Below are 11958 nucleotides of genomic sequence, written 5' to 3' on the forward strand. Positions count from 1 at the left end.
GCCCGCCGGAGCGGGCAGGCTTGCACGACGCGACCTGCGCGGAACGCGCGCCCGCCGATCAGCGCCGTCGTTGATCCCGTCACCCGCACGCGTATCGGAACCCTCACCCCGGGCGCCCGGGAGCGATCCCGAACTGCCCGACGGGGCCTCCCCGGTCACGCCTGCTCCGCCTCCGAGCCGCCCGCCTCGTCGTAGCCGACGATGCGGGCGATCCGCAGCGCGACCTCGTCGGGGTCGGCGAAGAGGTCGAAACTGTGCACGCGATGGTAGTGCCAGCCGAGGCGCCGCAACACAGCGGGGCGCAGACGCAGCGTGTCGCGCAGACTGTCGCCGCCGTCGACGCCGCCCAGGTCGAGATCGATCGCGATCGCACGATCCCCGAGCGAGGCCGCGAGCGGGATCGCACCCCGGTAATCGATCGCGACGGTGAGCCCCATCGCCTCCAGCCGGTCGGCGAGCTCGCCGATCATCGGATCGCGCTCCGCCGGCAGCGCCGGGGGTTCGGGCGCCGGATGCTCGAAGGCCAGCAGTTCGGCCAGCTCGACCACGCCATGCTTGATGCGTCCGGTGTCGAGGTGCTCGGGCTTGAAGCAGCTGACGATCGTCATGGCACGACGGGCGCGGGTCATCGCGACCGCGAGTAGACGCTCCCCGCCGGGGCGGCCGAGACCGCCGAAGTTCGACAGCACCCGTCCGTGCGGGGTGCGCCCGTATCCGATCGAGAAGATCACCCGGTCGCGGCTCTGCGCGGTCGCCTGCTCGAGAGTGAGCACGGCGAACGGCTCCGCGCGCTCCCCCAGCAGGAACTCGCGGTACTGCGGGAACTTCGAGAAGGCCTGCAGCACCGCCTGATAGACGCGCACCGCGTGCCGCTCGCTCGCGGTGATCACCATGAGCGATTCGCGCGGGCGGTCGCTCGCGTGCTCGAGCACGAGCTGCACGACGCGGTCGACCTCGGCGTCGGTGCTCTCGACCGCGCCCGTGTGCTGGTCGGGAAGCCCCTGCCCGCCGGGCACGAACTCGTAGGTCAGACTCGAGTGGCCCAGGAAGCTGCCCGCCCACGGGAGCGTCTGGATCGCACCGTCGTAGAAGCGGTTGTTGACGAGGTTCGTGAGATCCTCGCCGCCCGCGCGATAGCTCCGGGTCAGGGTGAGCTTCGGCAGTACCTCGCTCAGCTGCGCGAAAGCCGAACTGCGATGCAGGGCGTCGACGTCGACGGGATCCTCCTCGCCCTCGTCGAGCGAGCCGCCCACCGAGATGTCGAACGGCGCCGGGGTCTGCGTCATGGTATCGCCGAAGGCGATCACCTGGTCGGCGCGGCGGATCGCGCCCAGGTTCTCGACGAGCGTCGTGGCCCCCGCGTCGACGAGCAGCGCCGCATCGAAGCGCATAGTGTCGGGCAGCTGCGCGACCTCGTACGGCGACATGACCCAGACAGGAGCGAGCACCGACATCAGGTTGGGTGAGCGCTGGGCGAGCACCGCGGGCGACACGTATCCGCTGCGCAGGGCCTCGCGCAGCGCGAGGGCCTCCTCCTTGTGGTCGAGCACGGCCACTCGCCAGGCGTCGGCGAGGGAGCTCGCGAGCAGCGCTCCGTTCGCACCGGCGTGGGCGTCGTCGACGAGCCTGAAGTCGGCCTCGAGACGCTCGATCACACTCGTGTTGGCGCTCAGCAGCGCCTGGTTGGTCTGCAGCATGCGCTCCAGTACCGACTGCCACCAGGCCAGCTCGAGTTCCGAGGCGACGTCCTCGGCGGGCACGTGGCGCGCCGAGAGGTCGTCGAGCAGCGGCTCCAGGTGCGCGGCCCGCATGCGCTCCACGACCGTGGTGCGCTCCTGGATGTTCTGCAGCACCTCCGACTCGCGGGCGAGATCGGAGACGCGGTGAGCGAGCTTGCCGAGCGACAGATTCTTGAGGCGATCCGCGTCGCCCGCGGTGCCGAGCACCCGGTCGAGCTCATCGAGATCCTGATAGGCCGCCTGGAAGGCCACCACCACATCGGCGATACCGAGCGGCACCTCCGGCCTGGCGCCGACGACGGTCGTGTACCGCTGCCAGAGCACACGCTGCTGCTGGATCTGCACGAGCCTCGAGTACATATCGGTGATGTGCACGCCGGGGCGCACGTACTCGCGGGCGAGCTTGCGCAGCCGGCGCTTGTTGGCCGACGACATCTCGTCGCCGCCGCGCGGCGCGTGCGCGGCGATGACCTCGGTGAGCGAGCGGTCGTACACCTCCGGGGTGAAGCGGTCGAGGGTGTCGCGGATCCCCATGAGCAGCCGCAGGTACACGCCCAGCTCGGCGATCGTCTCGTAGGGGCGCATCGAGGTCTGCCCGATGACCTCGTTCGCCATCGAGATGAGCCGGGGCAGCTGCGACTCGGCGAGATCGACCGCGAGACCGTACGCGTTGCGCGCCTCCTCGGTGGTGCTGAAGCTCACGCCGTACCACGGTGAATCCTCGGGACCGTACTGGAACTGGCCGAGCCGGGCCACCTCGGTGAGCGCTTCCGCGACCGACGACCGGTCGAGCGTGAGCTGCCCCAGGGCCTGATCGTCGAGGCGCACCGTCGTGCTCGGCGGCCGCTCGTCGAGGGCGAGCACTGTGAGCTTGCGCAGGGCGTCGAGCGGGGAGACGCCGTAGCGCTCGTCGGGCGTCGACAGCGCCTTCTGGTAATCGAGCAGCACTCCCCGCAGACGGATGAGGGCCTCGTCGACGTCGCGCAGCTGCTCGCCGCGCGCGTTCTCGTTGCGGCTGATCGCCTCGACCAGGTTGCGGCGCAGGCGCCGCGGCGTCACGGCGAGACCTGCGAGGCCCGCGCGCGTAAGGCGGTGGGTGATACCGTCGAGCGCCGCTCGGCGCGGCGACACCACCAGCACGCGCTTGCCCGCGCGCACCAGATTGCCGATGGCGTTGACCACGGTCTGCGTGCCGCCGGTGCCGGGAAGCGTGTGCACCACGAGGGAGTGCCCGGCATCGATCTGCGCCAGCACGTCATCCTGCTCGACATCGGCGTCGTAGAGGTTGCGGTCGGTGTCGGGCGCGCGCTCGTCGGGCGGGGTCGGGCTGACGGGGCGGTACGTTTCGGAGAGGCGCCGGCGAGCCGGTTCGTTGCCGCAGATGGCCTCGAGGATCGGCGAATCGAGCGTCTTCGCGTCGGCGACCATGCGCTCCGAGACGTTGTGGAACGACGACACCACGAGTCGCGGCTGCACGACGAAGCCCGGCACGCCCGCGGCCATCTGACGCAGTCGGTCGATCACGGGCTGCGGTTTGAAGACGCCCTCCGACTGCGAGAGCTCGATGAGGGCGCGGGCGTCGACCGAGATCCCGAACTGCTCGCGCAGGGCGCGGATCAGCTCGGAGTTGACGACGGGGAACTGCTTGAGCTTGAGCTCGAAGTCGCGCCCGTAACGGCGGATCGCGAGCGGACGCAACAGGATCGGCGCGCAGAATTCCTCGCCCTCGAAACTCCACTTGGCGATGCCGACGCCCAGGTTGACGGTCTCGAGGCCGCGCACCGTGCGCATCTCGATGGCCTTGTCCGTGACGCGGCCGGCCGCGGCACGAGCGTGGCGCAGCGCGAGGTCGTCGCGGATCAGGGCCGACAGCAGGATCTTGTTCCCCGTGATGAACTGGGGCAGACCGCCCGGGTGCGTGGTCGAGAGCTCGATGCGGTTGGCGGGGCGGTCGTCGAAGTGCAGCAGCGGGTTGCGGCCGCCGATACGCGCGAGTTCGCGCCGCCATTCGGCGTGCTCGTCGGCGTAAGCATCCACGAGCGAGACGGGGCCGGCCAGCTGCGCGGCGAGATCCTTCTCCTGCTTCTGGGGCGCAGGACCGGGCGCCTTCGCGAGGGAGCCTTCGTTCTGAGGCAGCACGACATCGGTGACCGCCTCTTCCGGCGCATCCCTGTCGCGATCATTGGCACTGTTCTGCCGTCGCCGATCTACACTCCACACACGGCCACCCTAAGCCGCCAGCCCGAAAATCACCGCAACGCCGGCGGTGTTTCGCCGGGTGCCCGCCGCCTACCCGTCGGCCGCTACCCGCGTCGTCCCGGTCTCGGCCGTGACCACCGGGTCAGCGACCTGCACCTCTCCACCGCGCAGCCGCGACAGACCGCTCATGAAGTGGTAGACCGCGACCGCCGCGATCGTGCCGAGCGCGATGCCGTTGAACACGACCGAGCCGAGCTGCAGCGTGAAGTCGGCGATGCCGATGATGAGCGCCACCGCGGCGGTGAACTGGTTGACGGGCTTGCCGAAGTCGACACGGTTATCGATCCAGATCTTCACGCCGATCAGGCCGATGAGGCCGTAGAGGGCGACGGTCACGCCCGCGAGCACACCCGCGGGGATCGTGTTGATGAGGGCGCCGATCTTCGGCGAGAAGCTGAGCAGCACCGCGATGATGCCCGCGACCCAGTAGGCCGCGGTCGAGTAGACGCGGGTAGCCGCCATCACGCCGATGTTCTCGCCGTAGGTGGTGGTGCCGGATCCGCCGCCGAAGCCCGCGAGCACCGTCGATACGCCGTCCGCGAGCAGAGCCCGCCCGGTGACCGGGTCGAGGTCGCGGTCGATCATGAGCCCCACGCTCTTCACATGGCCGACGTTCTCGGCGATGAGCACGAGCACCACGGGCAGGAAGGCGGGCAGCAGCCCCCACAGGGTCGGGTCGGCGAAGGGGTTGCCCACGGCGTGGAAGGCGGGGAGCCCGATCCAGGCGGCCTCGTTCACGGTCGAGAAGTCGACCTCGCCCATCGCCACCGCCGCGACGTATCCGACGACCACACCGAGCACGATCGAGAGGCGGCCGATGAGCCCGCGGAACAGCACCGTGATGAGCAGCATCGCGACGAGCGTGATGAGCGCGACCCAGCCCGAGAGCTCGGTCGCGTTCCAGTTGTTCTTGACCGCGGGGCCCAGGTTGAAGCCGATGAGCGCGACGATGGCGCCCATCACCACGGGCGGCATGAGGGCGTTGATCCAGCCGGTGCCCCACTTCGCGACGACGATGCCGACGATCGCCATGAGCACGCCGATCGAGAGGATTCCGAACGACGCGCGCGCCAGACCGGCAGCGCTGTCCTCCCCGCCGCTCGCGGTCGCGGCCATGATGGGCGCGATGAAGGCGAACGACGAGCCGAGGTAGCTCGGCAGCCGGTTGCCGGTGATGAGCAGGAAGAGCAGGGTGCCGAGACCCGAGAAGAACAGGGTCGCGGTCGGGCTGAAGCCCGTGATCAGCGGTACCAGGAAGGTCGCGCCGAACATCGCCACGACGTGCTGCGCGCCGAAGCCGATGGTGCGCGGCCAGGTCATGCGCTCCTCGGGCAGCACGATCGCGTCGGAAGAGACGTGCTTGCCGTCTCGGTGCAGCTTCCAGGGCAGCGCCATGGTGGCTCCTTCGGGTTCGGGTTCGACGCGCTCGCGCCAACGCATTATCTTAATGCGCCGGGCGCCGTATCCGCGCCCCTCCCATCATCCTGCGCTCCGCACTTCCGTCCGCTACTCCGCGGAGATGTAGACCTTACGGATGTGATCCTCGACCGTCCAGCGGGTGCGAGTGCCGGCGACGAGGCGCATCACGTCGCCCGGACCGACCTCGACCGTGCGATCCTCGTCGAGCAGTTCGATGAGTGCGCTCCCCGAGAGCACCACGAACAACTCGTCAACCTCGGTATCGGTGACCACTCCCCCGCGCAGCTCCCAGATGCCGGCCTCGGCAGTGCCGATCGTACCGAGTTCGGCAATCCCCTGCCGCGGTGCACCCGAGACGACGTCGCCGGCGGGCACGTCCTCGAGTGCGACGTCGGCGGTGATCCCGCGCACCGCCTCGTTGCGCCCCGCGGGCAGCCGTTCGCTCATGAGTCGAACCCCGGCCGCGCGCTCAGGGCAACGCGCAGCGTTGCGCGCGCACGCCGCGTGGCCCGTCCTCGGGCCACGGACACGTTATCGGTTCCACACTGATTCACGAGTCGAACCCCAATCCCAGTGCGTCGAGCGTCTTCAGCAGCACGTTGCGCTTGCCGTCGTTGTGGTCGGCGCGGTCGAGCGACCAGCGCGTCAGGTTGATGCCAATCGACGCTGCGGGCTCGGGCGGGAACGGCAGCGGCACCTGCTTGACCATCTCGAGCTCCGTGCGTTCGGTGACGCGTCCCTCGAAGCGGTCGACCAGCACGTCCGCGGCGAAGTGCGTCGCCCCGACTCCCAGGCCGGTGAAGCCGGCGACGTACTGCACTCGGCCCCCGTGGGCCTGGCCGAAGAACGCGCAGAAGCGGGTCGAGGTGTCGATCACGCCGGCCCAACGGTGCGTGAACTTGACGCCGGCGAGCTGCGGGAACGTGGTGAAGAAATGGCTGGCGAGTTTGCGGTGGCTCTCCATGCGGTCCTCGTACTCGCGCTTGATGCGGCCGCCCGAGAAGTAGACGGCGTCGTAGCCGCCCCAGAGGATGCGGTTGTCGGCGGTGAGACGCGAGTAGTGGAACTGGTTCGCCATGTCGGCGAGCCCCTCGCGCCCCTCCCAGCCGATCGAAGCGAGCTGCTCGTCGGTGAGCGGCTCGGTCATGAGCACGTAGTCGTACACCGGCACGGTGTGGAAGCGGTAGCGCTTCAGCAGCGAGGGGAACACGTTGGTGCAGAGCGCGACGCGCTCGGCGAACACGGTGCCGCGGTCGGTCGTGAGCTGGATCGGAGCATCGGCCGCCCCCGCGAGGCTGGTCACCGGGCTCTGCTCGTAGATCTCGACTCCGATGGAGGCGGCGTGGCGCGCGAGCTCGGCCGCCAGCTTGGCGGGGTGGAGATTGGCGTTCTCGAGCGGCGAGAACTCGCCGCCGAGGAAAGTGGGCGACTTGATGCGCTGCTGCACCTGCTCGCGGTCGAGCGTGATGACGTGCGGGTCCTCGCTCTCGCCGAGCCATTCGGTCTGATAGGGCTCGTTCGCGACCGCGAGCTGGCCGGTGCGCTCGAAATCGACGTCGAGCTCGTTCTGCTCGATGAAGCGCTGGATCGCATCGAGGTTCTCGTAGCCGAGACGACGCAGTGTGCCCGTCTCGTCGGGCCACCGCGACTCGGCGTTCGGCTCGCCGTGCGTGATGCTCGCCTCGCAGAAACCGCCGTTGCGTCCGGAGGCGGCCCAGCCGACCTGCACGGCCTCGAGCAGCACGATCCGGCGATCGGGGTGCTCGGTCTTCAGCTTGATCGCGGTCCACAGTCCGGCGTAACCACCGCCGACGACGGCGTCGTCGACGCGCTGGTCGCCGTCGAGCGCGGGGTAGCGCGCCGCGGAGTCAGCGACGTCCTCTGTCCAGAAGACTGCGAGCTTCGTATCGGCCAGCGAGTCGTCGATGATCTTCGCGGCGGGGCGGTTGGTTTCGAAAATGGTGGGTTGCATGGGATCCTCGTCCTCGATTTCCTGATCGATCCTCGCACATCGCCGTCGCAATGTAAATGCGAATGTCAATGACGTTTACATGCGAGGCGCTTCGGTGTTCAGGAAACTGCGGCGATCCGCACGGTGCCGGTCGTTTCGGGCTGACCACCGCCACTCTCGCGCCGATCGCCGGGGTTCAGTCGCTCGGCGGCTTCATGATCGCGCCCGTCGCGAGTCCCATCGCGAGGCCCGCGGGCAGCCACAGCCAGAACTCGGTGAGCGCGCTGAGCACGACTCCGACCACGGCCCCGATCACCAGCGCGACGATGATCTGCTTGCGACGCGCCCGCGCCGCGGCCTCGTCCTGCTTTCCCGACTGCTTCCGCGACTTCGATCCGCTGCTCATGCCTCCAGCGTACGCGCCGCCTCCTGATCAGAGGCGTCGAGCCGTTCGAGCGCCGCGATCCGATCCTCCCCGGCGCCCTTCGCCCGCGCGACGGCGACCAGCTGCCCGGTCGCCCGCGCGATCTTCGCGAAGCTCAGCGAGGGAGTCGCCCCCGCGTCGAGGAGCACCGGCTCCACGCGATCCAGCACCGCGGCCGCGCCCGCCGCGCCGCCTTCCGCGTGGGCGTCGGGCAGCGCCTCGGCCTCCCACTCCCGCCACGCGCGCCGCACCCCGGTCGCGCCGGCGACGGCGCGCACCCGATCGTCGGCCAGCTCGATGAGTTCACGGCCGGCGGTGTCGCGCAGCACCACCGTCGTACGCTCGGTCTCGAGCTCGGCGATCGGCACGAGTCGCGAGGCCGGCACGCCGACCCGGGCCTCGATCTCGGCCCGAAGCGCCTCCGGCATCGCGGCGGGCCCCGGCATCCCCTCGATCGCCGGATCGAGAGGCCACAGCAGCTCTCGATTGCCCTGCTCGGTGCGCTGCTTCAGGTGCCAACCGGCGTCCTTGCCCCCGCGGCGCACCCGCACGGCGAACCCGAGGCGCGCGAGATCGGCCGCGGCGGTATCGAAGTATCGTGCCGACAGACGCTGGACGGCGGGCGGATCGGCCGTGAGACCGACCGCCAGAAACGCCCCTGCGGGCGGCAGCGTCAGACCGACCGCCGCCTCGTACTTCCGTTCGATCTCGAGCGATCCGGCGGCCTGCGCGTCTGCCTGTTCAGTCACACCGACAGCATACGGGCTTCGCTGACGCCGGATACACTGGCCGGATGGCAGGGGAGGTCGCAGCCGCAGAGCGCGCACAGCGGGCGTGCGCCGAGACCGTGTCGAAGCTGCGCGCCGCGGGCGTCCCGACCGAGGCGCTCGCCGAGTACGTAGCCCCGCGCCGCGTACTGCTCTGGACGCGACCCGCGACCATGCACCGACTCGGCGAGGTCTGGCGACTCGGCTCTCTCCTGCTCGGCACCGACGGCGGCCTGTACGCGGTGGGCCGGGCGACCCGTGCGGCGGAGCGCGGGCGACCGGGCTACCAATCGGTCTCCCGGGAGGAACGCAGGGAACTCGCGGCGGCCGCGCTGCGCGGCGGATTCGAGGTCGGATCGCCCGTCAACTACGACACCGCCCCGATCCCGCTCGATGCGAGTGCGCTGACCTCGCTCCCCCCGGAGGGCCCGGTGGGGTTCGCAGACGGCGAGGTGCGCGTGCGCTGGCGAGCCGGGGCCGACCTGAACGGGGCACCCCCGCTCTCGGAGTTCCTGGCGGAACGCGCCGGGTTGCTCATCGACCCGCCGGTGTAGCAGCCAACGATCGTTCACGTAGCGGGCCACGCTTGACCGAGCCGAACTGTTTTTGTCGAGCCGGCCCAAGAATCGCGCACATCGTAGGCCGACTCGATAGTTCAGGTGCTCCTCGCCGTGCGGCCTCAGCACAAGGACGCGGTTCGGCAGTGCCCTGGAGAGGAATCGAACCCGGCCGGCTGCTGAGAGCAACGCGCCAGCGTTGCGCGGCCACGCCGCGTGACGAGCCTGCGAGTCACGTTCAAGGTTCGTCATGACGCCTCGACAGGGCAGGAAGAAGCGAAGCGACTGAGTGCCCTGGAGAGGAATCGAACCTCCGACACCTTCTTTAGGAGAGAAGTGCTCTATCCACTGAGCTACCAAGGCGCGGCCGCTGATGAACGGCCTCTGCGAGTCTAGCAGCGCTACCCCGCAGACGACGAAGCGGGCGGGGCCGAAGCCCCGCCCGCCGCGTCAAAACCTGTCGGGATCAGCCGAATCGCACGACACCGCTGGGAGCGCCGTCGATGAAGGCGCTGGCGACGACGGTCTGGTTGCCGCCGTACCCGCCGTGAACGGCCTGCCCGTTACCAATGTAGACGGCCACGTGACGGCCCGACCAGATGAGCACGTCGCCGGGCGCGTAGTCGCCGCTGGTGACGAGCGTGCCGCCGAGACCGGTGTACTCGCCGATCTGCGTGCCGAGATCGCCGGCGGGGATACCCACGGCGCGAAGCGAGTTCTCGACGAGCGCGGTGCAGTCCTGCATCACACCGAGCTGAGCCAGAGCGGCGGAGACGATGCCCTCGGCACCGGCACCCGCGGGGATGTCCTTACCGCTGGGGGCGGCAGACCCCTCGGAGCTCTGCCCCGACTGAGTGGTCTGCTGCTGCCGCTGCTGCGCCTTCAGCTCTTCAGCGCGCTTCGCAGCCTCGGCCTCTTCCTTCGCCTTGCGCTCCTGCTCGAGGATCTCGGCTCCGACTGCACCCTCGGGCGCCGTGATCGGCACGACCGCGTCATCGACCGCGTTGGCCTCGAGGGACTGGGCCGGAGCCTGGTAGCCGTCGATAGTGCCCTCGGGATCGGGAGCGGTTGCGTAAGCCGGGAGGCTGAAGGTACCCACCAGGCCGAAGCTGAGTGCGGCTGCACCCGCCATCTGTGCGATTCGCTTCGCCTTCCGCGAGGCCGGCTGAGCGGGGACGCCGGAGGCTACGAGCTCCGTGCTGGGGTTCTGAGTCACGAGATTATCTGCCTAACGTTGCTTTGCGGTTCTCTGCGTGAGAAACGGCCCTTTCGAGCCGCGACCGTTTAAGAGTAACCGAAGATCACGGGAATGTCACGCTCAGGTCACGAAAGTCTCAACTCGCCTTGAAACTTCAGGGATCCCGAGCCGCTCGGAACCCCTGAAGTATCTCGACATCGAGAGATTCGACCCGAGCGTGAGAGCGCGTGGGCCGCTTAGATGACACCCTGCTCGAGCATCGCCTGCGCCACCGTGACGAACGCCGCGGAGTTCGCGCCGAGCACGTAGTCGCCGGGCCGGCCGTACCGCTCGGAGGCCTCGTAGGTGGCCGAGTGCACATCGCGCATGATGTCGTGCAGACGGGACTCGCTCTTGTCGCGATCCCAGCGCGAGCGCGCCGCGTTCTGGCTCATCTCCAGCGCCGAGGTGGCCACGCCCCCCGCGTTGGCGGCCTTGCCGGGGGCGAACAGCACGCCCGCCTCCTGGAACAGCTCCACGGCCTCCGGGGTCGTGGGCATGTTGGCGCCCTCGGCGACGGCGCGCACTCCGCCGGCGATGAGCGCGCGAGCGTGATCCTCGTTCAGCTCGTTCTGCGTCGCGCACGGAAGCGCGATCTCGGCCGGCACGTCCCACACCGCGCCGGTCGCCACGAAGCGGGCACCGGGGCGGCGCTCGGCGTACTCCGAGATGCGGGCGCGCTCGGCCCCCTTGATCTGCTTCAGGAGGTCGACGTCGATGCCCTGCTCGTCGACGACGTAACCGCTCGAGTCCGAGGCGGTGATCGCCTTGCCGCCGAGCTGCTGGATCTTCTCGATCGCATACGTCGCGACATTGCCCGATCCCGAGACCACGGCCCTGCGGCCCTCGATCCCCTCGCCGGCGCGCAGCAGCATCTCCTCGGCGAAGAACACGGCCCCGTAGCCGGTGGCCTCCGTGCGCACCTCGGCGCCGCCCCAGCCCACGCCCTTGCCGGTCAGCACGCCGGCCTCGTAGCGCTGCGTGATGCGGCGGTACTGCCCGAAGAGGAAGCCGATCTCGCGGCCGCCGACGCCGATGTCGCCCGCGGGGATATCGGTGTGCTCGCCGATGTGGTGCACCAGTTCCGTCATGAAGCTCTGGCAGAAGCGCATCACCTCGGCGTCGCTCTTACCGCTCGGATCGAAATCGGATCCGCCCTTGCCTCCGCCGATGCGCTGCGAGGTGAGCGCGTTCTTGAAGATCTGCTCGAAGCCGAGGAACTTGATCACCGACAGGTTCACGGAGGGATGGAAGCGCAGGCCGCCCTTGTAGGGGCCGAGGGCCGAGTTGAACTGCACGCGGAAACCGCGGTTGACCCGCACGAACCCCTCGTCGTCGGTCCACGGCACGCGGAAGATCAGTTGGCGCTCGGGCTCGACGAGCCGGTCGAGGATGCCGCCGTCGATGAACTCGGGGTGCTCGGCGAGCACCGGGGTGAGCGTGTCGAGCACCTCGTGCACGGCCTGCAGGAACTCGGGTTCCCCGGCGCTTCGAAGTTCGACGGTCTCGGCTACGGTGCGAAGGTGCACCTCAGGGGTGGGCAGCGACAATGCGGACTCCTCGGTCTATCAGCTCCATTGCGAACGGGCCGGTGCAGGCCCGTCT

Annotated in this window: 9 protein-coding genes and 1 tRNA gene; 1 reads left to right on the forward strand and 9 read right to left on the reverse strand. The window is 69.4% G+C overall.

Features of this window, described 5'->3' with window-relative positions:
• Positions 1-155: 155 nt before the first annotated feature.
• The 6 genes from AC0KXF_RS04230 to AC0KXF_RS04255 form a co-directional block, all read right to left on the reverse strand.
• Entirely contained in the window at positions 156-3959 is a 3804-nt protein-coding gene (locus AC0KXF_RS04230) for an AAA family ATPase (RefSeq protein WP_473107997.1), read from the reverse strand.
• Between the two features lie 69 nt (positions 3960-4028).
• Positions 4029-5393, reverse strand: coding sequence for a uracil-xanthine permease family protein (locus AC0KXF_RS04235; RefSeq protein WP_473107998.1), 1365 nt, complete (start codon positions 5391-5393; stop codon positions 4029-4031).
• 111 nt (positions 5394-5504) lie between these two features.
• Positions 5505-5864 carry a cupin domain-containing protein gene (locus tag AC0KXF_RS04240; protein WP_473107999.1) on the reverse strand — a complete coding sequence of 120 codons (360 nt, stop codon included), beginning with the start codon at positions 5862-5864 and terminating at the stop codon, positions 5505-5507.
• A gap of 103 nt (positions 5865-5967) precedes the next feature.
• Positions 5968-7389: an NAD(P)/FAD-dependent oxidoreductase gene (locus AC0KXF_RS04245; protein WP_473108000.1), complete on the reverse strand. Its 1422-nt coding sequence runs from the start codon at positions 7387-7389 to the stop codon at positions 5968-5970.
• Positions 7390-7564: 175 nt separating this feature from the next.
• The gene (locus AC0KXF_RS04250; protein WP_473108001.1) at positions 7565-7774 is read right to left on the reverse strand and encodes an HPP family protein; all 210 of its coding nucleotides are present in this window, start codon (positions 7772-7774) and stop codon (positions 7565-7567) included.
• Positions 7771-8541, reverse strand: coding sequence for a CYTH domain-containing protein (locus AC0KXF_RS04255; RefSeq protein WP_473108002.1), 771 nt, complete (start codon positions 8539-8541; stop codon positions 7771-7773). Before AC0KXF_RS04255 ends, AC0KXF_RS04250 begins: the two co-directional genes overlap by 4 nt.
• A gap of 44 nt (positions 8542-8585) precedes the next feature.
• On the opposite strand from AC0KXF_RS04255, the gene AC0KXF_RS04260 reads away from it, so the two are divergent.
• The gene (locus AC0KXF_RS04260; RefSeq protein WP_473108003.1) at positions 8586-9113 is read left to right on the forward strand and encodes a hypothetical protein; all 528 of its coding nucleotides are present in this window, start codon (positions 8586-8588) and stop codon (positions 9111-9113) included.
• A gap of 293 nt (positions 9114-9406) precedes the next feature.
• Here AC0KXF_RS04260 and AC0KXF_RS04265 read toward each other — a convergent pair.
• From AC0KXF_RS04265 to gdhA, 3 genes are all read right to left on the reverse strand, one after another.
• Positions 9407-9479 (reverse strand) — tRNA-Arg (locus tag AC0KXF_RS04265).
• Between the two features lie 103 nt (positions 9480-9582).
• A complete protein-coding gene (locus AC0KXF_RS04270; RefSeq protein WP_223044746.1) occupies positions 9583-10248 on the reverse strand; it encodes an NlpC/P60 family protein in 666 nt (221 codons plus the stop codon).
• A gap of 302 nt (positions 10249-10550) precedes the next feature.
• The gene (gdhA, locus tag AC0KXF_RS04275; RefSeq protein ID WP_473108004.1) at positions 10551-11903 is read right to left on the reverse strand and encodes an NADP-specific glutamate dehydrogenase; all 1353 of its coding nucleotides are present in this window, start codon (positions 11901-11903) and stop codon (positions 10551-10553) included.
• Positions 11904-11958: the final 55 nt, after the last annotated feature.

This window comes from Leucobacter holotrichiae, from assembly GCF_055791005.1.